Origin of the sequence: Vibrio marisflavi CECT 7928 (assembly GCF_921294215.1) — a bacterium.
Taxonomy (GTDB): Bacteria; Pseudomonadota; Gammaproteobacteria; order Enterobacterales; family Vibrionaceae; genus Vibrio; species Vibrio marisflavi.
In genome coordinates, this window is sequence record NZ_CAKLDM010000002.1 from 2,649,620 (window position 1) to 2,674,213 (window position 24,594).

Sequence of the window (24,594 nt, forward strand, 5' to 3'; positions counted from 1 at the left end):
TCCGACAAGATGACCACCACTCGAAGAACACACTCCTCACTTGTAGAATGCACGCAAAACATGCTACGCTTCGCGTCCATTTTTCTGGCCTGATTTGGTAATCCAATTTGAGTCAGTGCTATCTTTAATACTGAGTCAATCGTTCTCAGAAACATAAAATCCAACAAGCGTGGTATGACACCTATGGGCAAAGGTACTCTTTATATCGTTTCGGCACCTAGCGGAGCTGGTAAATCTAGTTTGATTGCCGCAATGTTAGAAACTAATCCGACTTACGCAATGAAAGTTTCTGTGTCTCACACTACTCGAGGCATGCGTCCAGGCGAACAAGATGGTGTTCACTATCATTTTGTACAAAAAGAGCACTTCGAAGAGCTGATCGAAAAAGATGAGTTCCTAGAATATGCCGAAGTGTTTGGTAACTACTACGGCACATCACGTGTTTGGATTGAAGAAAACCTAGAAAAAGGTATCGATGTTTTCTTAGATATCGATTGGCAAGGCGCTCGTCAAATACGTGAAAAGATGCCATTGGCACGCAGCGTGTTTATATTGCCGCCGTCAAATGGTGAGCTAGAGCGCAGGCTAAATGCTCGCGGACAAGATAGCGATGCTGTGATTGCAAAACGCATGGCAGAAGCAAAAGCAGAAATCTCACACTATGACGAATATGATTATGTTATCGTCAACGATGATTTTGATGCCGCTTTAATGGACTTTAAAGCAATAATTCGCGCAGAAAGATTGAAGCAAGATAAACAAGCTGCTAAATATAACGGTATGCTTAAAGCGTTGCTGTCTGAATAAACAGCTTACTCAACTTGTTTGGGTATAGAATATATCTTGCTAAGACTGTATACTTTCTCGTCATTCAAAAATTTAGTTAACTATTTGGAGTTCTCATGGCACGCGTAACTGTACAAGACGCTGTTGAAAAAATTGGCAACCGTTTCGACCTTGTTCTCATTGCGGCACGCCGCGCACGTCAAATGCAAACTGGCGGTAAAGATTCCCTAGTGCCTGAAGAGAACGATAAGCCAACTGTTATCGCACTACGCGAAATCGAAGAAGGTCTTATCACAAAAGAAGTCCTTGATGCTCGTGAGCGTCAGGAGCAGCAAGAGCAAGAAGCTGCTGAACTAGCCGCGGTAAGTAGCATCGTACACAACCGTTAATTTAAAGTTCGATAACCTCCCGGGTATATAATTTGTATCTATTTGATAGTCTCAAAGACGTTGCCCAAGAATACTTAGCAGAGCCTCAAATTGAGGCTCTGCGTCAATCTTATGTGGTAGCAAGAGACGCCCATGAAGGGCAAACTCGTACCAGCGGCGAACCTTATATCATCCACCCTGTCGCCGTCGCTCGTATCCTCGCAGAAATGCGCCTTGATATAGAAACACTTCAAGCTGCACTCTTACACGATGTCATCGAAGATTGTGACGTCACCAAAGAAGAATTGGGCATCAAATTTGGCAATACTGTTGCCGAACTCGTAGATGGCGTATCAAAACTCGACAAGCTGAAATTCCGCGATCGCAAAGAAGCCCAAGCTGAGAACTTCCGTAAGATGGTTCTTGCCATGGTGCAAGATATTCGCGTCATTCTAATTAAGCTAGCTGACCGTACCCATAACATGCGCACGCTTGGCGTGTTAAGGCCTGATAAAAAACGTCGTATTGCTCGTGAAACGTTAGAAATCTATTCTCCACTGGCTCACCGTTTGGGTATCCACAACATCAAAGTGGAACTGGAAGAGCTAGGTTTCGAAGCGCTTTACCCAAATCGCTATCGAGTGCTGAAAGAAGTGGTTCGCGCTGCTCGCGGCAATCGAAAAGAGATGATTCAACGTATCCACAGCGAAATTGAAGGTCGCTTGGAAGACGTGGGGTTAAAAGCTCGTGTCGTCGGTCGTGAAAAGAACCTCTACTCCATCTACAACAAAATGAAAACCAAAGAGCAGCGCTTCCATACCATTATGGATATCTATGCTTTTCGCGTCGTTGTAGAAGATGCAGACACTTGCTATCGGGTACTTGGCCAAGTGCATAGCTTGTATAAGCCGCGTCCGGGTCGTATGAAAGACTACATCGCGGTTCCTAAGGCTAACGGCTATCAATCGCTACATACCTCAATGGTTGGCCCTCATGGGGTTCCTGTCGAAGTTCAAATTAGAACGGAAGATATGGACCAGATGGCCGACAAAGGGGTTGCTGCTCACTGGTCATACAAAGGCAATGGCGATAGCACTGGTACAACAGCGCAAGTTAAAGCACAGCGTTGGATGCAAAGCCTGCTGGAACTTCAGCAAAGCGCTGGTAACTCGTTTGAATTTATCGAGCACGTCAAATCGGATTTGTTCCCAGATGAGATTTACGTCTTTACGCCAAAAGGCCGTATTGTTGAGTTGCCTGTTGGCGCAACAGCCGTAGACTTCGCGTATGCAGTGCACACTGATGTCGGTAATACTTGTGTGGGTGCTAGGGTAGACAGAAATCCTTACCCACTGAGTAAAGCGCTTAAGAACGGCCAAACTATCGAAATCATCAGCGCTCCAGGCGCGAGACCTAACGCTGCTTGGCTGAACTATGTCGTCACCTCTCGTGCTCGTACTAAAATTCGTCAAGTGCTGAAGACTATGCGACGTGAAGAGTCGGTAACATTAGGCCGCCGCTTGCTCAATCATGCCCTTGGTGAATTGTCATTGTCGGATATTGACCAAGAAAACGTGCAAAGTGTGCTTGCCGATCTCAAGGTAGAGACAGAAGAAGACTTGCTCGCATCCATTGGCTTAGGTGAATTGATGAGCATTGTCATCGCGCGTCGTCTATTAGGTGATAGTGACGAGCTTGCTGATGTCGCGACTACTGATGGCAAGCCAAAGAAAAAGCTGCCAATCCGCGGAGCGGAAGGCATACTGCTCACCTTTGCAAACTGCTGTCATCCAATTCCAGACGATCATATCATCGCTCACGTTTCTCCGGGCCGTGGCCTTGTTGTACACAGAGAAACTTGTCCGAATGTTCGCGGTTATCAAAAAGAGCCCGACAAGTATATGGCCGTAGAGTGGTCGGAAGATTATGACCAAGAGTTCATCTCTGAACTGAAAGTCGACATGCAGAACCACCAAGGTGCTTTGGCCGAACTTACCAATGTCATCGCTAAAACTGGCTCAAACATTCATGGCATTTCTACAGAAGAGAAAGATGGCCGTTTGTACACAATCACGGTGCTCATCACCACAAAAGATCGCGTACACTTAGCTGGAATCATGAAAAAGATACGTGTTATGCCACATGCTCTGCGCGTACGACGCCGGAAAAACTAACCTCTATGGGCTACCACTCGGTAGCCCTGTTTTATTGTCATCACTATGAATTTAGAAAGATATCAACGCATCCAACAAGTTCTTAAAGCCCGTCAACCAGACTTAACTTTGTGCTTGGAAGAAGTACATAAGCCCAACAATGTTTCTGCTGTGATCCGAACTGCCGATGCAACAGGCCTACATAAAGTTCACGCTGTTTGGCCAACCGAGCAAATGCGCACCCTAAGCCACACCTCGGCTGGTGCTAGAAATTGGGTTGAGGTTGATACTCACGATACCATCGAAGATGCAGTTTGCTCTTTGAAAACGCAAGGCATGCAAGTGTTAGTAACCAACCTATCTGATAAAGCGGTAGATTTTCGAGAAATCGATTACACCAAGCCTACCGCAGTTATTTTGGGCAGTGAAAAGTTTGGTGCCTCGAAGAGCGCGATTGAGCTTGCTGACCAAGATATTATTGTCCCGATGATGGGTATGGTACAGTCACTCAATGTCTCTGTAGCCAGTGCGATTGTTCTTTATGAAGCACAGAGGCAACGCCAAGAAAAGGGCATGTACGATAGAGAAGTCAGTGCGTTACCAGAGGAAACTATCCATCGCACTTTGTTCGAGCGCGGTCACCCGGTTCTTGCAAGGGTCGCTAAATGCAAAGGGCTACCTTATCCCCCGCTTGATGATCAGGGGCAAGTCGTCGCTGATGATGAGTGGTGGCAGAAAATGCAAAGCAAATAACAGCGTGAGCACAAATTTCCTGTACAAATACACAGTCTAGTGATTAACTATTTGTTGTGTATTACGTTTAGGCCCTTACTATGAGTCAGCTACTATCTGCCATTCCACTATCTTCTCTAACTGGAGTTGGAGCTAAAGTTGCAGAAAAGTTGGCTCGAATTGGTTTACACAACGTCCAAGATCTACTGTTTCACCTACCCGCTCGATACGAAGACAGAACTCGCGTCTACCCGATAGCCAAAGTACATCCTGGCCTTTGGGCTTCAGTACAAGGCAAAGTAATGAGTGCGGATACGATTTTTGGTCGTAAGAAAATGCTGACGGTAAAGATAAGCGATGGTAATGGCACAATCACGCTGCGCTTTTTTAATTTCACTGCTGCAATGAAGAACAACTTCTCCGTCGACAAGCAAGTGCACGCCTATGGAGAAATTAAGCGCGGTATGAATGGCCTTGAAATCATCCATCCTGACTACAAATTCTTTCAGCCAAAGCAAAAGCTGCAATTAGAGCAAAGCTTAACTTCAGTTTATCCCACCACAGATGGGCTGCGCCAATTAACGCTGAGAAGTCTCACCGACCAAGCGTTAGAGTTGCTAGATAAATCGGCTGTACAAGAGCTTTTTCCTGAAGGCTTGTACCCAAATCAACTAACGATGAATGACGCACTACGTATCATTCACCGCCCCGATCCAAGCATTGATCTAGAAGCCTTTGAGCAAGGCAAACATCCGGCACAAGTTCGGCTTATTTTGGAAGAGCTGATCGCGCAAAACCTATCAATGTTAGCGGTTCGCAGCAAAGGCCAACAAGATTCTGCACTGAAGTTGCCAGCCTCAACTGTACTAAAAAACCAATTACTTGCTCAGCTTCCGTTTACTCCAACAAGTGCCCAAGCTCGTGTTGTACAAGAGGTAGAGTCAGATCTAGCAAAACCTTTCCCAATGATGCGCCTTGTGCAAGGCGACGTGGGTTCAGGAAAGACATTGGTAGCGGCCTTAGCTGCACTCACTGCAATTGAGCAAGGTTACCAAGTCGCACTCATGGCTCCGACAGAAATCCTCGCAGAGCAGCATGCCATCAACTTTGCAAACTGGTTAAAACCATTAGAAATTCAAGTGGCATGGGTTGCAGGAAAACAAAAGAAAAAAGAAAAAGATAGTCAACTTGAAGCTATAGCATTAGGCACCGCTAAAATGGTGGTTGGCACTCATGCATTGTTTCAAGAAAACGTTCATTTTGCGAATTTGGCATTAGTCATTATTGATGAGCAACACCGCTTTGGTGTTCACCAGCGCTTAGAGCTTCGAGAAAAAGGAGCCAAGCAAGGCCATTACCCGCACCAATTGATCATGACCGCAACGCCAATTCCTCGTACGCTGGCAATGACGGCTTATGCCGACTTAGAAACATCCGTGATTGATGAACTGCCACCCGGTCGTTCACCTATCCAAACGGTTGCGATTCCTGACACCAAACGTGGTGATATCATAGAGCGCGTCAAAAATGCCTGCCTAAATGAAAACAAGCAAGCCTATTGGGTGTGTACACTCATTGATGAATCTGAAGTGTTAGAAGCTCAAGCTGCAGCAGACACGGCAGAAGAGCTATCAAATAAACTACCAGAGCTTAAGATTGGCTTAGTTCATGGCCGAATGAAGCCTACAGAAAAACAAGCAGTAATGGATGCGTTTAAACGCAACGAATTAAGTTTGTTGGTTGCCACAACAGTCATTGAAGTGGGTGTCGATGTGCCAAATGCCAGTTTGATGATCATTGAAAACCCGGAGCGCTTGGGTTTGGCGCAATTGCACCAGTTAAGAGGTCGAGTAGGCCGAGGTAGCGTAGCCAGCCATTGTGTGCTGTTGTACCACTCGCCACTTTCCAAGACCGCTCAAAAAAGGTTAGGCGTACTTCGAGAAAGCAATGATGGCTTTGTCATTGCCCAGCGAGATCTAGAAATTCGAGGGCCGGGTGAGTTACTCGGAACCAAACAAACAGGCATGGCCGAGTTTAAGATTGCCGATTTAATCCGCGATCAGCACTTAGTTGCCGAGGTTCAGCGCATTGCTAACCACATTCATCGCCAATATCCGACCAACGCTACAGCTATAATAGAGCGTTGGCTTGGCAACCGAGACCAATACTCCAACGCCTAACTAGATCACGATGAGCCCAAACGGCTCTAACAATTGGGCTTGTTGCCAATCACAGATTTTGACGCCATGTAGAGAAACCCTGCGAACGTCCACACCTTCTAGATCTACATTGGTTAAATCACAATGCTCTAAGCTAAATGTCCCCCATTGTTCTGAGCTAAATTCACCACGAGACAGGTCAGCTCCGTTTAAGCTAGCACCCGATAAGTTTGCCCCACTCCAACGGTTCTCAAATAAATCACATTTTTCCAACTGTGCATTTTCAAAGTTGCAGTAGCTAAGGTTGCACCCGGTGACAAAGGCTGAGCAAAAATAAGATTTCTCAGTAATGTAGTTAGCAAAATTAGCTAACTGAAAGTCTGCTCCTTTTAGATCACATTTACGAAACTCAATACCAAAACAGTCAGCACGACTAAACTGGCACATCGCCAGCATACAATCGGTAAAACTCGCATCTTTAAGGTTAGCACTACGAAAACTGCTGCCAATCACCTCGGTAGGCTCGATAAAACGGCAGTCAATAAACTTCGCATCTCTCAAATCGGCATAGTCAAAACTGCAATTGATAAACTGACAACGCCTAAATGAACTACCCTGTAAATCTTGCTTCGAAAAATCTCTTTGCTCGAAAATAGTATCGACTTTGTTCATAGCTACTTCGCTTGCTTAGTCGGAAAGCTTATTTGCGCACGTAAGCCACCTTCACTTCGGTTGTTAATCACAACCGAGCCGTGATGCTGGCTAATAATTCGCTTCACGATTGCTAGGCCAAGCCCTGTTCCTTCGCTACCACGCGCAGTATCGCCGCGAGTAAATGGTTCAAATAGCTTGGCAATTTGTTCTTGTTCAATTCCGGGGCCGTTATCTTCAACGCAAACCCATACTAGCTTTTTATCCGCGGTCATCCCTGTGCTTATTTTTAGCCAACCATTCCCGTAACGAATCGCATTGACTACCAAGTTGGTCACTGCGCGCTTAAGTGCGATTGGACTACCGATAGCTGGAAGCGTGTTGTCACCAATGACAACATCAATATCTGCGTCTTTTGAACCTTCCGCATTGGCGACATCTTGCGCAATGGTATTGATGTCAACAGGTTCAAATGACTGCTTATTTACCGGTTTCAAGTAATCCATAAATTGGTTGATGATCTCGTTGCACTCTTCGGTATCGCTGATAATTCCATCAGCCAAATAACTTTCCTCTGGAGACATCATTTCAGTGGCTAATCGAATTCGGGTGAGCGGTGTGCGCAAATCGTGACTGATACCCGCCATTAGCAAGGCTCGGTCTTCTTCCAATGCTTGTATCCCTCTCGACATTTGATTAAATGCCCGTGTCACCGCACGTATTTCTGATGGACCTTTCTCGTCTAACGGTGGCGGAATTTCTCCTCGGCCAACTTCTTTCGCCGCTTTCTCTAGAGCAATAAGCGGACGGTTTTGTAGCCGAACAAACAACCAGCCACCTGCAACGATAAGAATGGCCATAAACAAGCTATTACGGAACAAAGGAGCAAAATCACCTTCACGCAATTCGGTAAGAGGTATGCGAAGCAACGAGTTAGGCATCGAGTCTATTTTCATCCAAAGTACATAACTGTGGCTATCGACCGTCATGCGCACTTCAGTATTTACGCCAAGCTCGTGACTCATATCTTCACTCATAAGCTCAATTGGCACCGACTGGTTGTACTCTTTTTCTACCAATGGGTTCTTGAGGGAATGTATGGTCACACCCAGCTGGTCTAACACCCTGTGTCGAGCAGGATCACCAATTTTCAATGAGTCTCTGTTGTTTGACTCATCTAGCATCAAGCTGATTTCATGACCAAGGATCTTATTGAACTGCTGCAAACTAGGCATTAAGGCGTAATTGAATACCGCATAGTAAGAGTAGACTTGGCTCGCGATTAACAGCGTAAAAAAGATAATAATAGATTGAGTAAAAGAGCTGCGGATGCGCATTGGAAAGATCCGAATTTGAAGTGACTAAAACGAAAAAAGCACTGACTACGCTGTCAGTGCTTTAGAAAAGGTTATTTATACCTCTTTACCATCAGGGACGAACACGTATCCGAGCCCCCAAACAGTTTGGATATATCGAGGTTTACTTGGGTCAACCTCTAGCATTCGGCGTAAGCGAGAGATTTGAACATCTATCGAACGCTCCATCGCAGAATACTCACGGCCACGCGCCATATTCATTAGCTTATCACGCGACATTGGCTCTCGAGCATTAGTAACTAATGTTTTGAGTACAGCAAACTCGCCTGACGTAATTGGCATCGACTCCTCGCCGCGGAACATTTCTCGTGTACCAAGGTTCAATCGAAAATCACCAAACTCGACGATAGACTCTTCAGTGCTTGGTGCTCCAGGCGCTTCTATCGTTTGGCGACGTAACACCGCTTTGATGCGAGCAAGTAACTCTCTAGGGTTGAATGGCTTAGGCAAGTAATCATCTGCACCTACTTCAAGGCCAACGATACGATCGACTTCATCACCTTTTGCTGTCAGCATCAAAATTGGCAACATGTTATTAGCATTGCGTAGACGGCGACAAATAGATAAGCCATCTTCGCCAGGCAGCATTAAGTCGAGCACCATTAAATGAAAGTTTTCACGTGTCAGTAAACGATCCATTTGCTCACTGTTTGCTACGCCACGGACTTGGAAGCCTTGTTCAGTTAAATAGCGTTCCAATAGTGAACGTAAGCGTGCGTCATCATCGACCACTAAAATTTTGTAGTTTTCTTGCATCTTTCGACCCTACCCACTTCAATTAGACTCGACAACTTAACGAGCCCCAAAAATGTAACATCCTTTTGGCAGCCAGTGACACAAAGAATTGTTAACGTATATTTCTTTTTATCGGATACGCCCGTGAGTTGCAATTCACTACATCGTATAAGTTGATTAAAAACACTAATATTAACGCGCTCCTGAAAGTAGTAGCGCTTTCCCATTAGGATTAAGAATGAAGAGAAGCCTTGTTAGCTGGGGAACTTATGAATAAACACGTCCAGAAAGAGCAGTAGCGAGCCCTTTTACTATTCGATAAATTGACCAAATGTAAGTCAAAAATAGGATCACGTAACCAATCATCAGAAATGCTGTCACACTACCCAGGATCGATAACAGAAGAGAAACCCAAAAAGTCGTAATCATATTGGTGAAGTGATGGTAATAAAGAGTGCCTTCCGCGCTAGATTTCTTCACCATCGCCCAAATAGCGCCAATCAGCCAAAACAGACCAGTGAACAAACCTATAGCCATAAGGATATACGCAATCAGCGCTTGAGTTTTAGCCTCAGCTTCTCTTTGCGACTCGAGCATAGTTTACTCCTTGTTTAATTAAGATTTCTCATACTCAATCGAGTTTACAAACCACTCTTTCTCACCCTCTGGGGTTTTTACCACAAACTCGTCATCGACTTGTTTCTTCAAAAGAGCCCGCGCCATCGGTGAATCGATGGATATATAGCCTTTGACATCATCACCGTAAATCTCTTCAGGGCCGACAATGCGAAACTTCTTCACTTCGCCAGCTTCATTTTCGATTTCAACCCAAGCGCCAAAGAATACTTTACCTTCTTGCTGCGGTGAGTAATCAACAATAGTCACTTCTGGCAGCAGCTTACGCAAGAAACGTACGCGTCTATCAATTTGCCTCAATAACCTTTTGTTGAAGGTGTAGTCGGCGTTTTCTGATCTATCCCCAAGGCTTGCCGCCCAAGTAACTATTTTCGTCACCTCAGGGCGTCTTTCATTCCACAGATAATCGTGCTCTTGTTTAAGTTTGTTATATCCTTCACGGGTAATCAGCTTGGTTTTCAACTCACTTCCTCAATCAATGTTACTTTCCCAGTCGATAGTTTTTGTCGCTACCAACCAAGACGCCATACTTTAGAAAATTTTGTCCTAATATCATGCTGTAATCAAACCGAGATCGATCTTGCAAGTTCACTCTAATCGTTTCTTCAAGATTGCCGAGCTTCACTTTCATTTCGACTACAGGTCGCTGATTCGCTTTCTCGCCTTTCTTGGCTTTGATTTTCACCATATCGACAACAGGAAGCGTGAATACTTTTCCATTGTCTTGTTTATCCTGATAAAGAAATCTCACCATTTGTTTGCCATTTTCCTTAAACAAATGGATGTTCTCGGCACTGATAGAACTGATATCTGCGCCCGTATCAAGCTTGGCAGAGAACGTCATTCCAGCTACCTGCACTTTCTCTATATGACCAGCCCTAAACAATGGGTGTTCAGTTAAAAGCTGATCAACTCTTGGGTTAACCAATACCGGGTGGTTATTGAACTTTCGGCCTATTGTTAAGTAGGAATACTCTTTGTCTTTACTCAAAGTCTGCAACGCAAAATCAACCGATTGAGTGCTACCTAAAATCGTCAATTTGTCTGTAACTACAGGACGTCGATGCTTGCCAATGGTTAGCCAGCGCAGAACAGGCTTGGTCTTAGTGACTCTCTCTCCTGACTCATTTTTGAGCGTGTACGTCACCTTTTCACTTTTCCCTGAGCCCAAATAAGACATCTCGTCAACTCTTAGCAACGGTGTGACTATACGAGAAGAGACCGTTGTCGCAATGCGTATACCTTCAACAGAAAGCTGTTCAAATGGGGAGATCGCTAATGCTTCATTTGCTTGCTTCCACTGACGATACGTTATTAAGTCTTTCTTAAACAAGTTCTTCTGCTCAGGCTCAATCAGCAGATAGCGGCTGATTGTATTGTTACCAATGCGCAGAGAGCTTTCACCTTTGGGCGAATCATCTAGGTATGCCAGCCAATATTGCTTAGTTGATTTGTCTAAGTTTACTGGCAGGTAAACCAAAGGCTTCATTTTTCCACTCACTTTCAACATGCGTGCAATCGGCAAAGTCAGTGTTTTGCTCTTATCGTTTGTCCCTTCTACTTCAAACGTGGCTAATTGTCGCTGCTTGTCTACCTTAATATCGTCTGCATACAATCGGCTAAAGTTGTATTTAAAAGAAAACTCAGACTTCACCGCTATGCCTTCAATTGAAATCGTTTCTTTTCGGCCAGCAATAATGGCGTTCGGCTGCTCTTGTAAATACTTATAGCCACCAAACACCCAAGCTTTACCTGCTAATAACGTTCGGCCAATTAACACTTGAGCGGAGAAGTGACTGCGATTGGTCAGGTTAACCACAGTATCAAACGTTTTACCTGCAATGGTAAGAGGCATAGTCACCAATGGGCGTAAAATTGGCTCATCGCTACTTCTGCTGCGTATTTGGCTTACCTTCACCAATGGGCGTTCTACTTTGGTTTTCTCACCTGTATACGGGTTGACCAACATAAAAGAAACAAAAGTCGCGTTTGATTTCTTGTCCAGCCAATCAGCGGTGTGACGCTTCGATAGATTGAGGATCGCAGCTAACAGAGCTTGGTCTTTTAGGTGGGCAAGCTTATGGTTGATGGTTCGAATATGAATATCTCGCGCATCAATCGAGGTGGAATCAGCACCTGTATCAATTTTCGCAATGAAGGGGACTTTTTCTAACCCTTTAACTGAAGAGAAATAAACATTCTCTTCTTCACCAAGCACCAGCTTTTTGTCTAGCGTGTAAGCGGGCTCTCTCACCGAATAGCTGTCCAGCGCAAAACTCATACTAACGCCGACACTGATGGCAATGGCAAATGCAACGAGCGCAATTTTTTTCATTTATCATATCCATATTGATGTGTGCCCCAATATATGGGTATAAAAACGTCCTATAACAAAATTAACATAGCCATTGAGGAATGTTGTCGTAATTTTCACCCGAACCATGACATTTCATCCCAGAAACAATTGCAAAATTGTTGTAGAGCCCCAACTTCATTGAAACATATTTTTCTAAAGAGATTCACCGGATGAGCCAAGCAATCTGTCAATTAATTGCCAACGAACTGCAAGTTCGCCTCGAACAAGTAAGCGCAACAGTGACCTTAATCGATGATGGAAATACCGTTCCGTTCATCGCACGCTACCGTAAAGAAGTCACTGGCGGGCTGGATGACACCCAATTACGCAATCTAGACAGCCGCTTATCCTACTTGCGGGAGCTTAGTGGCCGTCGCGAAACCATTATTAAATCAATCAAAGATCAAGGTAAGTTGACTGATGAACTGGCTAAGCAGCTAGAAGAGGCCGATACAAAAACGCGCTTAGAAGACCTTTACCTACCATACAAGCCGAAACGTCGTACTAAAGGGCAAATTGCAATCGAAGCGGGATTAGAGCCGCTGGCCGATACCCTCTGGCAGCAGCCTCAAACCAACCCAGATCAAGAAGCGGAAAAGTATTTCAATGCAGATAAAGGCATTCAAGAGACCAAACAAGCTTTAGATGGCGCTCGTGCAATCGTTATGGAGCGGATTGCTGAAAACGCGGAGTTGATTGCCAAACTGCGTCAGCACCTAAATAAAAATGCCATGATTTCTTCTCGAGTTGTGGATGGAAAGCAATTCACTGGCGAGAAATTCAAAGACTACTTTGAACATGACGAGCTGTTAAGCAAAGTGCCTTCTCACCGCGCTTTAGCCATGTTGCGCGGTCGCAATGAAGGCGTACTTACTCTATCGATGAATGCCGACCCAGATCAGGAAGCTGCAGTAAAAGAGTCGTTTTGTGAGAGCCTTATATACCAGCATTACGGTATCAATTTAAATAACGCACCAGCGGACTCTTGGCGCAAACAGGTAGTTAGCTGGGCATGGAGAATCAAGCTTTCCATGCACATGGAGACGGAACTAATGAGCGCACTTAAAGAGCGTTCTGAGGTTGAAGCCATCAACGTCTTTGCAACCAACTTGAAAGACTTACTTATGGCGGCGCCAGCAGGACCACGAGCAACACTTGGTCTCGATCCGGGCCTTAGAACTGGTTCTAAAATTGCCATCGTCGACACAACAGGCAAGGTACTAGCAACGGAAACCATCTATCCTCATCCGCCACAAAGTCAATATGATAAGTCAGCGCAGATTGTCGAAGCTTTGATAAAAAAACACCACGTGGATCTGGTAGCGATTGGTAATGGTACGGCTTCACGTGAAACCGATGCATTTGTTGCGGATATCATTAAACGCAGCAAACTCAACGTACAAAAAATTATGGTCAGTGAAGCGGGTGCTTCTGTGTATTCGGCTTCTGAGCTTGCAGCGAAGGAGTTTCCAAATATGGATGTATCTTTAAGGGGTGCAGTATCCATTGCTAGGCGCCTGCAAGACCCTCTTGCTGAGCTGGTTAAAATCGACCCTAAGTCCATCGGTGTTGGTCAATATCAGCACGACGTTAGCCAATCCCTACTATCTAAGCAGTTAGATGCCGTAGTAGAAGACTGTGTAAATGCGGTAGGCGTTGACGTAAATACTGCCTCTCCTGCGCTTCTTGCACGCGTTGCTGGACTTAGCAGCACCATTGCTCAAAACATTGTGACTTATCGCGATGAAAACGGTCGATTCGAGTCTCGCTCAACACTGAAAAAGGTTGCTCGCCTTGGGCCCAAAGCATTTGAACAATGCGCAGGCTTTTTACGTATCCTAAATGCCAAAAACCCTTTAGACAGTTCTGCTGTTCACCCAGAAGCCTATTCACTGGTCAAAAGCATTGCTGAAAAGAACCAGAAGAATATTAAGGATCTAATTGGCAACGGTGATTTCCTAAAACGTCTGCACGCGTCAGACTACATTGATGAAAACTTTGGCTTGCCAACAGTTCGAGACATTATCAAAGAGCTCGATAAACCGGGGCGTGACCCTCGCCCAGAGTTTCAAACCGCGACCTTTGCGGATGGCGTCAATGAGATTTCTGATCTTGAGCCAGGAATGGTGTTAGAAGGAGTAGTGTCAAATGTGGCAAACTTCGGTGCATTCGTTGATATCGGCGTTCACCAAGATGGGTTGGTGCATATTTCAGCTCTCACGAATAAGTATGTTGCCGACCCACGCGAAGTCGTCAAAGCGGGCGATATCGTTAAAGTGAAGGTAATGGAAATAGACGTGAAAAGAAAACGAATCGGCTTATCGATGCGTCTTGATGACGAAGTTGGCCAAGCATCAGCATCACGCAAGCCCGATAACCGTTCTCCGCGCAACCAGCAGAGAAAACAGCAAGCCCCACAAAATAGTGCAATGGGTGGTGCATTCGCTCAAGCCTTTGCGAAAGCGAAAAAGTAACCGAGAAACTTTACGTCATTGCTAACGATAAAATACCCACTTACCAAATTGGTAAGTGGGTATTTGTTTTGGACGGTTTTAACATCTGGCACATCGCTATAAAACCGCTATCACGTCAGAAGGTGTGTTAGGTAGAACCGCTTGCCCGTAGTGATACTTGATCACAGTGCGCCGACACGCCATTCGCCCTTCTGTTATCGCTGCATCAATAACACGCTTAGGAAGCCTAAAACGCATTGTATAGCCTTTCCCTTGATGCTGGCTGTATGTCTCTAGCGACAGTAAGCTGAACAGTTTTTCGAGATGCTCTCGATTCTCTTCCTCTTCAGCAGAAGGCTCGTCATCAGGAGGGTTCTCCATCTCATAGCTCGGATGTTCTGAAGGATCCCATGATGGTCGATTCCGCTGTTTGTCGTCACCTTTAACTTTTCTTTCAGCATTGGTTTTGACCAATTCAACCGTTGGCACTATTGGTTCACGTGACTTATTGTCACGCGCGACCTGTTCCGTCTGCACATTTACTGATGGGGCGATAAGCGGCACACCAACATTCGCTGGTGACACGATCATAACTGAAACCTCCTCAGTATCGCCCGCTACCCAATAGTGCATTTGCGCTAAATCACCACTAGGTTAAACCCCTTATCGGCTATTTATAGAAAAGGTTTAGAAATTGTTTAGATTTTGTGCGCACTTATGCCTAAAGGCTAAACTCAGTAACCTGATCACAAAACGCATCCAGTTCGGTCATAAATGGGGCGTGCGACGATTGCGAGAAGACAAATTGCGAAGAAGTGGGTAACAAATTTTGTAAATCATGAGCGACTTTAATTGGCACTAAACCGTCTAAACGCCCATAAAGCCTTAGTATCGGTAACGTTAGGTTTTGCAGCTGCTGCCTTTGGTCTACATCGGCCAGTAAACTGAGTCCATACAAGAGCGCATCAGTATTTGGCTCCGGCCTTGTGAGTACTGATTTCTTCAGCTGTTTCAAGTCGCTTTTCGCTGTTGGACTTCCCATCGCTTGCAGCGCCATAAAACGCTCGACAGTTAGTTTAAAGTCTTCCATTAGCTGTTGAGTAAAGTTCTTCAGTACAGCTGGTTGAATGCCACGCCAAGGTTTTTCTGCAGCAAATTTTGGAGAGCTAGAGACAGTGATAAGCTTTTCAACTCGATCTGGATGATGAATCGCGATGTGGGAAGCAATCAAACCACCCAATGACCAACCAACCCAAATAGCCTGTTCAGGAGCTTGCTTGAGCAGCAATTCGCTAATTACATCAAGATCGTCTGCTTTCACTGCATGGCTGTGACCATAGCCCGGTAGATCAACAATATGAACTTTAAAGGACTCGCTAAGCTTCTCAGCCGCTTGCTGCCACACTGCTCCGTTCATTCCCCAACCGTGAAGCAAAACAATATCTTTACCTTCACCGATTGTTTGCCAGTACAAGCTTGATAGTAAGTTCACATTCTCTACCACTAATTCCGTCCTCTAACAGCCTTAAACTACATCAATATGGCAAAACCATATTTTGCCGAAAGTTGCGACATGTTATCTCAATGGCTGCGAAAATGCATTCATCATACGTTTCACGGGCAATGCGACTTATGTCGATTACCAATACAATCTCTCAATCAAACCTGCTGGTGCCATTTTTGCCAAGACTTGATGCAAGAGCTGCATCAATGTAAGCGCTGTGGGTTACCTGTTGTCACTTCCACAAACCAATGTGGGCATTGTTTGTCTTCTCCACCACTATGGAGTCAACTATATTGTGTCGGACAATACTGCCCTCCACTATCTACATACATCCATAAGCTCAAACACGGCAAACAGTTTTGGCAGGCGAAAAGCCTTGCTCAGTTGCTCGCAACGAAGGTTTCTAACACACCAGACAGTATCACTTTTGTCCCTCTGCATTGGCGTCGTCAGCTGACTCGAGGTTTTAATCAAAGTGAACTTTTAGCCGATGAACTGGCCAAGCTTCTGCATGTGCCAATCGAGTATGGGCTTTTCACCCGCTTAAAGGCGACCAAGCAACAACAAGGGCTAAGCCAGCAGCAGCGGCGTACAAACGTGCACAACGCTTTTCAAATTCACAAATCCGTACAAGGAAGGCATATTGCGATTGTTGATGATGTGGTGACGACCGGGGAGACCATCAATCAGCTGGTAAAGTTGCTATTGATGCGAGGAGCAAAAAGCGTAGATGTATACTGTATTTGCCGCACTTCCATCAGCGACGATTGAAATTGAATAGCTAAATAAACTAAAAAACTAGATCTCTGGATAGACAAGAGTAGAATAGTGACTAATAACTTACAAAATTAGTCAGGTATTAATTGTGTCCGATTCCATCACCATTACTGAAGCAGCTCAAAGCCACTTTGTGAACCTGCTAGAACAACAGCCAGAAGGCACCAATATTCGCGTATTCGTAGTTAACCCTGGTACGCAAAACGCTGAGTGTGGCGTTTCTTATTGCCCAGTTGAAGCTGTTGAAGCATCAGATACTGAGCTTAAGTTTTCAGGCTTCTCGGCGTACATTGACGAGCTGAGTCTACCATTCTTAGAAGATGCTGAAATCGACTATGTCTCTGACAAAATGGGCTCTCAACTTACGCTAAAAGCACCTAACGCAAAAATGCGTAAAGTCGCTGATGATGCTCCGCTAATCGAGCGAGTTGAGTATGTGATTCAAACTCAAGTAAACCCTCAGTTAGCAGGCCATGGCGGTCATGTAAACGTGGTTGAAGTGACTGAAGATGGCGTTGCTGTTGTTGCGTTTGGTGGTGGTTGCAATGGCTGTTCAATGGTGGATGTAACTTTAAAAGAAGGTATCGAGAAACAGCTACTTGAGCAATTTGTTGGCGAGTTAACTGCTGTTCGTGATGCAACCGAACATAACCCTGGTGAACACTCTTACTACTAATACAGAGCTCGCAGTCAATGTATACTCGAATAGCTAGAGCCAACGCTCTAGCTATTTATTTTCTCGTTATCTCTCTTCAAAATCATCTATCACTTCCCAAGCGCCCCTGTTTTCTCATATAGTTAAGAAAAGTATTAGTAGCATGATGCTCAGGAGAATGTGCAGTGAGCAAAAGAAAGCCGCCCGTCATATTAGCCAAAAACTCAGTCGCTCAATCCAGGCTATTTACGATTGAGTCACTCGATCTTCGCTTTAGCAATGGTGTAGAAAGAACCTACGAGCGTTTAAAGCCGTCTAATCGCAACGGCGTCATGATGGTTCCAATTACCGAGAAAGGTGAAATCCTACTGATTCGTGAGTATGCCGCAGGCACTGAAGATTATGAACTTGGCTTTCCCAAAGGGTTGGTCGATCCCGGAGAGAGCGCTGAGCAAGCGGCAAACCGAGAGCTAAAAGAAGAAATTGGATTTGGCTCCAACTCCCTGACCCAACTAAAACAAGTCGTCGTCGCACCATCATATTTTTCTAGCAAAATGACCCTTTTTCTAGCGCAAGATCTATACTCAGAGACATTAGAAGGTGATGAACCTGAGCCGCTTGAAGTTGTGCGCTGGCCCTTATCACAAGCAGAAGAGCTATTGTCTCATCTCGACTTCTGTGAGTCTCGCTCCATCACCGCATTAATGCTTACACTAAAGCATCTAAAATTATTATAAAATTTAGGCGTTAGGAGTCCATATGCCTGCCACTTCAGATTTATCTCACCTTTTGCCTTCGATCATCGAGATCGCCCGCTCTGCTGGCCAGTTGATTCTCGATATTTACGAAAATAAACAATACCAAGCCTACACAAAAAGCGATCACACTCCTGTTACCAGCGCCGATATCGCAGCACATAAGCTGATAATGAAACAACTTTCTGAGTTGACTCCGGATATCCCGATCCTTTCTGAAGAGGCAGCGGATATCAGTTTAGATGAGCGCGGCCAATGGGATAGGTATTGGCTTGTCGACCCACTCGATGGTACACAAGAGTTCATTGCACGCAGCGGTGATTTTGCCACGATTATTGCTCTGATTGAAAACCACCAACCTGTGATGGGTGTGGTTTACGGTCCGGTCTCAGGGGTTACCTATTACGCCTACAAAAATAAAGGCGCATGGAAAATACCTAATTTGGATGAAAGCATCCGTATTAATACGCTGAAACATGAAGAAGAGACTTCATCCATTTCAATAGCCATTAGCCGTAGACAAGATATCAATCAAATCACTGGCCGCATGAGCAGTTCCTATAACTATGACTTAGTACCTCTTGGATCCGCTGCACTCAAAGCTTGCCTTGTCGCGGAAGGTGCAGTGGATTGCTATTTGCGTATTGGGCCTACGGGCGAATGGGATACCGCAGCGACACAGTGTATTGTGGAAGAAGCTGGTGGACGAATTCTAAGCACTCAATTAGCACCTCTCTCTTACAACGAAAGAGAAAGCCTAGAAAACCCAAACTTTATTGTACTTGGAGATGAAGGGCTACCTTGGGATGAGGTATTAAAAGTAAAGGACTAACCCAATGGTTAGCCCTTTTTAAACGAGTGACTTTAAAGTGGTATAGCCGTTAGATTCGACCAGAATGATTGAAGTGGAAACGACCTTGATTATCTGGTCTGCCTAGCCACTGAAGTTGTTGAACCAAATCGGTTGGGAAATCGGCGCCAGGTTTAAACCACCCCTTAACGCTATAACCTTGTCTATTATTGAGCTGCGCTGAGAAATCACTGCTAAGTTGGCCGTTGTTTTGCTTGCCTGCCAATGACCACTGGTTGTTTGCATAATTGACATCTGCCATTACAGGGCCAAGTTTTAAGCTGCCGATTGGCGAACCTAAATAGCTGTTATTCCATACCAAAGTACCCACTTTGTTTTCTGGCTGTGGATCGCCAAAGTCGATATGCCTCACCGATAGCTCCATCTGACCACCTAAAGTGACTGGCAAACCTGGATTAACAAAGCTCACGATCTTTTCTGCCGCCATGGATGCAATCAAGTTCTTCGCGTATGGGCCACTTGGTTTATAACCGACGATGCCTTTCCCTCTCAGACCTAAGTCACTACCTCGACCAAAACGCACTTGCGCTTCAACATTGGCCAAGAAAAGAGGCAAAACATCAATATTCCAGTCTACTTCTCCAATAGAAGTACGTTGCCATGCTACGTTGCTAGCACTTCCTTTCCAAATGGTTCCACTCACACCATCTAAACTTAGTTTTGCAGGCAGTGGTAAGTGTTTAACTACTAGTGAAGCCGGCATGTGAGCAATCAGGCTAACAATAAAAACCATTACCAACAAAGCAATCAAAAACGCCTTACTTCCAAAAATCGCTTTTACTCGCACTCGGCTAACCTCGCTTAAACTGAAGTCGATTTATCTTAACCACTCCAGGTGTGTCCGTTTTCGAAATATCCATAAACGCTATACCAACACCCTGTTTTTCTGACAAATAATCGAGCCAATTAACCAATTGCTTAAACGGTAATGGTTGGGTCCACACTTGTAGCATGTCTCCATTCGGTTGAACACGAATGAGCTCAATATTAAATCGGCGAGTAGACGAAGAGATCACTTGGTTGAGAGTTTGGCTTGAGGTCGATACACCACTTTGCGCGCGCAAAGTCGTTATTTGATCGGCCTTCTCTCTTACCCATGTCAACAGTTCACGATCGCTATTGATACGCATATGCGCCGTTTCTGTTGCTTGAGAAAGCGGCTTAAGTATCACGCTATAGATGATAAATACTGCAAACACCACAGAACAAATAATCACTAGTCGCTGTTCTCTTTGTGAGATGGTGCCCCACCACGCTTTGGCAGGTTCAAGTAACTTTTCCATAAACGTCTTAACCTCCTTTCTGCGTGAGTAGGAATGTACCACTGACCACTTCACCATCTCGGCCAAGTTGCCCTTCTTGTACTTTAAATTGCTTCTGCAGCGCTATACGAGCTTTCTCAAAACTTTGGAAGTCTTTACTGGTTGCTTCAATTCTTAGTTCACCGCGACCACTATCGTATTTAATGCTCTGAAGTTGCATCCCGGGCACACTGCCCACTGTTTCAGGCAGCTTATTTAACCAAACTAATAGTGATGCATCATTCGTTGTGCCAGAAAGGTGCTGAACTTCCTCTTCCATCAAACGTTTAAGGTAGCTGATCGTTGGGATGCGGCGACGATTAGGAAACACCTCGCGGAAAATACGTTCACTTTCGGCGCGGTATGCTGAAGCTTGATTCTCGTATTGATTCACCTTCAACAGGTTGTAACCTGTCATAATCACAATCAAAACTGCCGCTGCTATTGCCGTTTTTTGCCATACCTTCCAGTGCTTGAGCAACGCTGAGCGCGGCTTGAAGGCTCCCGTAAGCAGGTTGAACGAGCTCTGTGCAGCTTGGCCTGCCAGCAACTCTAATGCGGGTTGTTGCTGTTTAACTTGCCATAACTGGCCTTCCTTCTCGCTTAATTCTGGAAGAGAAGAATAAGAATCAAGAGCAAGAAATTCATTTTCCACTTTAACCCAGTCAGAACCTTTAACCGACTCAAGCCACGCACTCTCAACCGATACTCCAAGGTATTCACCTTTTCGAATCAACCACTGCCCCTGATTTTCTACTGCTGACAGCCCACTTTCAGGTATAGGCAGCGCTAATACATCAGGTAGTACGCGCTTTACTTCAAGCCCTAGCGATGCAAATTCCGCTAGAATTTCACTGAGCCACACACGGCTGACACCACAAACATATGCTTGTTGGCCCTTTTTAGACAAAACAGAAAAGTGCAGTTCATCCACATCCTGTGCTAAGTCATCTTCAAGTAAATATGGAACTAGCCCTTCAAGCTGACGAGCCGCTCCGGGTGGTATCTCCACTTCAGACAAAATGACGTCGGCAGTATCAAGCAGCAAAGTAATTGGCCTTTGCTCAGCATGTTGTTGTATCTCAGATAAGTCGTCCCATGATGCGAACTCACCCGTCTCTACAGCTGAGTTTTGACTTAGTGACCATACGGCCCAACGTATCGGGGCCGTTTTTTGACTACTCAGACGAACGATCAAGCACTCGCTCACTGATTCCTCCAAAGCGACGGCGTATTACCGTGGCAGTTTTTCTATCTTTACTAAACAATAAGCTTCGAATTCTTACTCTCGAATCTCCAACGAATATTTGTGCATCCAAGCTAAAATAAGAGCTGTCCACCGTTAGGTACTTTTCCGCTTCTTCACGCACCGTATCACTTAGTGCAGATAACACCGACGAAGAAGACATAAAAGCTGACACCGTATCCCAGCCTTTCTCGGGACGACCTGAAATGATCTCTTTCGCATCAGATACACTTAAATTAGGGTAAAACAGCGCCGCCAACAAGTTAGCCTGATCCGGTTCCAATGTATTGACGTTCATTTTCCACTCGCTAGTTGGCAACGCGCAGATAAACGGCTGGATCTCTAGCATGATTTTGCCGGTCATCTCATTAACAGCCCGCAATTCACTGCTGTCTGCGATCATGCCATTTGGCGGTAAAAAAGGCGGCTTCAATGACTCATAATGGCTATCTGCGATACCCGTTTTTGCGCGCACAGCTTCTGTAGGATTAACGTATGACCAGGTAGAATTTGCGATTACTTCCGCTTTGTAGCTTTCGACTCCAACGCTTTCCATCAGGTTTTGCAAAACCTGAACTAAATAGGGTGCACTGCTCGACGTCGTATTTGGTGTAACCGCCGATAGTGCGTTTATATTAAAGCATGCCTGTTTGTCGACAATTTTCCCTTGCAACGTTCCATAATCCAGAGGAAGGTTCATTTCCTTGCCATCGTTGGCCCAAGGCTGTGACAAATTAGTGGTTTTGTTAGTGTCGTTTTCCGTGTCTTTATAGCTTTGCTCAATAGCCTTTTTCGCTAAAGCTTCAGCACCAATAGCATACCAATAAGTCTGTTGGTGATTAATTTGATTGCCCGCGCGTTTAAACTGAGTAAACAAACGCTCAGACATCGTCGCAGCAATCGCCGCCATGATTGCTACAAGCATCAAGATAATGATAAGGGCTACACCACGTTGGCGTGTAGCACGTTTTCGCGTGCGGTTAGGTATCACTGCTACCTCCGCTATCACTTGAGTTACTAGAGCTGTTATCGTCGCTCGCCACTAGGTAGATTCGCTTTATCTTTCCGTAGTCGGACAAAGTCAGATCGACTTCAATAGCCTTCGGTAACTTACTGTCTTGATCCCATTCCTCAGACCACTCTGAACCGTCATAAAAACGAAGAGAGAAGCTTTCCACTCCAGTAAGCAATGGCATGACTTCACCTTTGTCACCCGCAGGTGTATCTGGGTAACGCCACCACACTCTTTGCAGCACTTTATTTTTGACTCGGTAACCCACCTTGGTCACTTCACCTCGTGGAAACTGCTGCATTGGGTTGAAAAAACCGTAACGGGTAAACATCACCCCTTTGTCATCAGAATCAAGTAGGTATTCTTGGTAATCGATATAGTTCGAGCTAGGATCGCTACCGTTGGTGCGAAAGTGTCTCTGTGCGATCTGGCGAAAATCATTATTTAAAAACACCAATGCTCGCTGCAGTTGCTTTAGCTGGTCAGTCTCTTTACGAGAAACCTCATCACTTCTTTGAACTTGATTGACTACTTGATACGCAGCCACACTCATGGTGGCGAATATAGCGATGGCGACCAACACCTCAATGAGAGTGAAACCTTTATTGCGACGCACTTTAGTTGCTGCTATTCGGCACATAACTTCTCACTGTCACTATTGGACTGCTTGTTTTACTGGTTGCCACACTGACATCGAACGCCTTTAGCAGGTTGTCGGTTGTAGCCACTGGCATTACTTTCCAATACCAAGTTTTGCCTGCCATCTCTTCCTTACCAGAACGCTCAGTTAGGTTAGTCGGAGCAAGCATCTGCAACGCCATTTGATTGTCCACTACCATGGAAGCGAACGTTTTTTCCTGCAAATAGCTCAGAGTATTAATGTGCTGTGTCACCGTGCGGATAATCGCAATCGCTGCAGTAGCAAAAATGGCTAATGCAACCAACACTTCCAACAGTGTCATTCCTCGAACTTTACTTCTCATCGGATTCTCCGGGCTCTTTGAGGAGAATCTGTCCGTTAGCTTTGGTGAGCACTGTCCAGCCATTTTGAGAAATAGAGGAGTCAGATGGATAAAGAATAAGAGAGAACGGAGTGACCTCACCGCTAGATAAAATAAAAATTTGTGGGGGCTTCTGTTTTTTCTCTTTTTCAGACTCTTCGAATTTGCTGTCTTCAAACAAGCTGCCCGGTTCGAATAAACGCTCGCTGTCTTTCCATACCCCACCACCCAATTCAAATTTAATCGTAAGGTCGCTCGGTAACGTGGTTTCTTCGGGCATATCTTCGAGCTTCTTCGCCTGCCAGCCCTTTTCGCCTAACGTCATTATCGTGTATCGAGATTTAGACTGATCAATACGCAGGCCAAAATCTTCACCGTTGAGTATGGCTTCCTCATTCAGTAGCTGTATACGCTGGTACAATAGCTGAGCAGATTTTTTGGCTGCATCTTTTTTGTTGGTCGGCAAAGTCGTAACGACAGCGGCAGCGCAAATCGCTATTAACAAGACGACTAAGAGAACTTCGATGAGGGTGAAACCACGATTTGAGTGCATAGTGAATTAGGGTGGCTTTCGCCACCCTCTCTAACGGTTATTGGAACTTCTGAATATTCCAGTTACCAATATCAGAGTTTGCACCAGTACCTCCTTCTTGACCATCAGCGCCAAGCGTGAAGATATCGATAGTACCGTGCTGACCTGGGTTAAGATATTGATATGGACGTCCCCACGGATCATTCGGTAGACGCTTGATATAACCGCCATCACGGTAGTTGCGCGGTTCTGGATCGCCACTTGGTTTTTTCACCAATGCATCTAAGCCTTGGTCTGTCGTTGGATAAACGCCATTATCTAATTTGTACATATCCAAGGCATTTTCTAGCGCAACAACGTCAGTAACCGCTTTTTGTTGGTCTGCTTTTTCCTTGTTACCAAGTAGATTCGGAACAACCACACTCGCCAACAGACCCAAAATTACAATTACAACCATCAGCTCAAGTAAGGTAAAGCCAGACTGTTTCTTTTTTCTTATTTTCATATTTTCTCCGGTATATTTGCCCAACGAGTC

The 24,594-nt window shown here is 45.1% G+C and carries 26 protein-coding genes; 10 read left to right on the forward strand and 16 right to left on the reverse strand.

Translation table 11 applies throughout. From position 1 onward, the window contains the following. The first annotated feature begins 183 nt into the window (after positions 1–183). The 5 genes from gmk (at position 184) to recG (ending at position 6,219) form a co-directional block, all read left to right on the forward strand. Positions 184–807 carry a guanylate kinase gene (gene gmk, locus L7A31_RS18920; protein WP_237363307.1) on the forward strand — a complete coding sequence of 208 codons (624 nt, stop codon included), beginning with the start codon at positions 184–186 and terminating at the stop codon, positions 805–807. 95 nt (positions 808–902) lie between these two features. Beyond that, the gene (gene rpoZ / locus L7A31_RS18925) at positions 903–1,175 is read left to right on the forward strand and encodes a DNA-directed RNA polymerase subunit omega (RefSeq protein ID WP_237363308.1); all 273 of its coding nucleotides are present in this window, start codon (positions 903–905) and stop codon (positions 1,173–1,175) included. A gap of 32 nt (positions 1,176–1,207) precedes the next feature. Then, positions 1,208–3,328, forward strand: a complete 2,121-nt coding sequence (gene spoT / locus L7A31_RS18930; protein ID WP_237363309.1) for a bifunctional GTP diphosphokinase/guanosine-3',5'-bis pyrophosphate 3'-pyrophosphohydrolase — start codon at positions 1,208–1,210, stop codon at positions 3,326–3,328. 45 nt (positions 3,329–3,373) lie between these two features. Continuing rightward, entirely contained in the window at positions 3,374–4,060 is a 687-nt protein-coding gene (trmH, locus tag L7A31_RS18935; RefSeq protein WP_237363310.1) for a tRNA (guanosine(18)-2'-O)-methyltransferase TrmH, read from the forward strand. Positions 4,061–4,140: 80 nt separating this feature from the next. Next, a complete protein-coding gene (gene recG, locus L7A31_RS18940; RefSeq protein WP_237363311.1) occupies positions 4,141–6,219 on the forward strand; it encodes an ATP-dependent DNA helicase RecG in 2,079 nt (692 codons plus the stop codon). Here the strand turns inward: recG and L7A31_RS18945 are convergent, their stop codons facing one another. The 6 genes from L7A31_RS18945 to L7A31_RS18970 all read right to left on the reverse strand — a co-directional run bounded on the left by L7A31_RS18945 (position 6,220) and on the right by L7A31_RS18970 (position 11,931). Next, positions 6,220–6,870: a Qnr family pentapeptide repeat protein gene (locus L7A31_RS18945; protein ID WP_237363312.1), complete on the reverse strand. Its 651-nt coding sequence runs from the start codon at positions 6,868–6,870 to the stop codon at positions 6,220–6,222. 2 nt (positions 6,871–6,872) lie between these two features. Then, entirely contained in the window at positions 6,873–8,186 is a 1,314-nt protein-coding gene (envZ, locus tag L7A31_RS18950; RefSeq protein WP_237363313.1) for a two-component system sensor histidine kinase EnvZ, read from the reverse strand. A 75-nt stretch (positions 8,187–8,261) separates the two neighbouring features. After that, positions 8,262–8,981 carry an osmolarity response regulator transcription factor OmpR gene (gene ompR, locus L7A31_RS18955; protein ID WP_237363314.1) on the reverse strand — a complete coding sequence of 240 codons (720 nt, stop codon included), beginning with the start codon at positions 8,979–8,981 and terminating at the stop codon, positions 8,262–8,264. Between the two features lie 246 nt (positions 8,982–9,227). Further along, positions 9,228–9,557 (reverse strand): DUF4870 family protein, encoded by a 330-nt coding sequence (locus L7A31_RS18960; protein WP_237363315.1) that lies wholly within the window; start codon positions 9,555–9,557, stop codon positions 9,228–9,230. A gap of 18 nt (positions 9,558–9,575) precedes the next feature. Beyond that, on the reverse strand, positions 9,576–10,058 hold the full coding sequence (greB, locus tag L7A31_RS18965) for a transcription elongation factor GreB (protein WP_237363316.1): 483 nt from the start codon (positions 10,056–10,058) through the stop codon (positions 9,576–9,578). A 19-nt stretch (positions 10,059–10,077) separates the two neighbouring features. Continuing rightward, positions 10,078–11,931, reverse strand: coding sequence for an ATP-dependent zinc protease family protein (locus L7A31_RS18970; RefSeq protein WP_237363317.1), 1,854 nt, complete (start codon positions 11,929–11,931; stop codon positions 10,078–10,080). Between the two features lie 191 nt (positions 11,932–12,122). Between L7A31_RS18970 and L7A31_RS18975 the strand changes: the two genes are divergently transcribed. Next, positions 12,123–14,426 (forward strand): Tex family protein, encoded by a 2,304-nt coding sequence (locus L7A31_RS18975; RefSeq protein WP_237363318.1) that lies wholly within the window; start codon positions 12,123–12,125, stop codon positions 14,424–14,426. Between the two features lie 96 nt (positions 14,427–14,522). Here the strand turns inward: L7A31_RS18975 and L7A31_RS18980 are convergent, their stop codons facing one another. Both L7A31_RS18980 and bioH read right to left on the reverse strand, forming a co-directional pair. Next, positions 14,523–14,996: an ATP-dependent Lon protease gene (locus tag L7A31_RS18980; protein ID WP_237363319.1), complete on the reverse strand. Its 474-nt coding sequence runs from the start codon at positions 14,994–14,996 to the stop codon at positions 14,523–14,525. Between the two features lie 130 nt (positions 14,997–15,126). Further along, positions 15,127–15,909: a pimeloyl-ACP methyl ester esterase BioH gene (gene bioH, locus L7A31_RS18985; protein WP_237363320.1), complete on the reverse strand. Its 783-nt coding sequence runs from the start codon at positions 15,907–15,909 to the stop codon at positions 15,127–15,129. Positions 15,910–15,945: 36 nt separating this feature from the next. Here bioH and L7A31_RS18990 point away from each other — a divergent pair, with 36 nt between their 5' ends. The 4 genes from L7A31_RS18990 to cysQ all read left to right on the forward strand — a co-directional run bounded on the left by L7A31_RS18990 (position 15,946) and on the right by cysQ (position 18,928). Then, positions 15,946–16,680: a phosphoribosyltransferase family protein gene (locus tag L7A31_RS18990; RefSeq protein ID WP_237363321.1), complete on the forward strand. Its 735-nt coding sequence runs from the start codon at positions 15,946–15,948 to the stop codon at positions 16,678–16,680. Between the two features lie 94 nt (positions 16,681–16,774). Beyond that, positions 16,775–17,362, forward strand: coding sequence for a Fe-S biogenesis protein NfuA (gene nfuA, locus L7A31_RS18995; protein ID WP_237363322.1), 588 nt, complete (start codon positions 16,775–16,777; stop codon positions 17,360–17,362). Positions 17,363–17,526: 164 nt separating this feature from the next. Further along, positions 17,527–18,078 (forward strand): ADP compounds hydrolase NudE, encoded by a 552-nt coding sequence (gene nudE, locus L7A31_RS19000; RefSeq protein ID WP_237363323.1) that lies wholly within the window; start codon positions 17,527–17,529, stop codon positions 18,076–18,078. Positions 18,079–18,100: 22 nt separating this feature from the next. Then, positions 18,101–18,928, forward strand: a complete 828-nt coding sequence (cysQ, locus tag L7A31_RS19005; protein WP_237363324.1) for a 3'(2'),5'-bisphosphate nucleotidase CysQ — start codon at positions 18,101–18,103, stop codon at positions 18,926–18,928. Positions 18,929–18,977: 49 nt separating this feature from the next. Here cysQ and L7A31_RS19010 read toward each other — a convergent pair whose 3' ends face one another. The 8 genes from L7A31_RS19010 to gspG are packed head-to-tail and all read right to left on the reverse strand — an operon-like array spanning position 18,978 to position 24,564. Continuing rightward, a complete protein-coding gene (locus tag L7A31_RS19010; RefSeq protein ID WP_237363325.1) occupies positions 18,978–19,754 on the reverse strand; it encodes a type II secretion system protein N in 777 nt (258 codons plus the stop codon). Positions 19,755–19,758: 4 nt separating this feature from the next. Further along, positions 19,759–20,250, reverse strand: a complete 492-nt coding sequence (locus L7A31_RS19015) for a type II secretion system protein M (protein WP_237363326.1) — start codon at positions 20,248–20,250, stop codon at positions 19,759–19,761. Positions 20,251–20,257: 7 nt separating this feature from the next. Further along, entirely contained in the window at positions 20,258–21,478 is a 1,221-nt protein-coding gene (gene gspL, locus L7A31_RS19020; RefSeq protein ID WP_237363327.1) for a type II secretion system protein GspL, read from the reverse strand. Beyond that, entirely contained in the window at positions 21,447–22,505 is a 1,059-nt protein-coding gene (gspK, locus tag L7A31_RS19025; protein ID WP_290368765.1) for a type II secretion system minor pseudopilin GspK, read from the reverse strand. Before gspK ends, gspL begins: the two co-directional genes overlap by 32 nt. After that, positions 22,495–23,166, reverse strand: coding sequence for a type II secretion system minor pseudopilin GspJ (gene gspJ / locus L7A31_RS19030; RefSeq protein WP_237363328.1), 672 nt, complete (start codon positions 23,164–23,166; stop codon positions 22,495–22,497). Before gspJ ends, gspK begins: the two co-directional genes overlap by 11 nt. Next, positions 23,144–23,509 (reverse strand): type II secretion system minor pseudopilin GspI, encoded by a 366-nt coding sequence (gene gspI, locus L7A31_RS19035; protein ID WP_237363329.1) that lies wholly within the window; start codon positions 23,507–23,509, stop codon positions 23,144–23,146. Before gspI ends, gspJ begins: the two co-directional genes overlap by 23 nt. Continuing rightward, positions 23,499–24,080, reverse strand: a complete 582-nt coding sequence (gspH, locus tag L7A31_RS19040) for a type II secretion system minor pseudopilin GspH (RefSeq protein WP_237363330.1) — start codon at positions 24,078–24,080, stop codon at positions 23,499–23,501. Before gspH ends, gspI begins: the two co-directional genes overlap by 11 nt. 37 nt (positions 24,081–24,117) lie before the next feature. Further along, positions 24,118–24,564 (reverse strand): type II secretion system major pseudopilin GspG, encoded by a 447-nt coding sequence (gene gspG, locus L7A31_RS19045; protein WP_237363331.1) that lies wholly within the window; start codon positions 24,562–24,564, stop codon positions 24,118–24,120. Between the last annotated feature and the right edge of the window lie 30 nt (positions 24,565–24,594).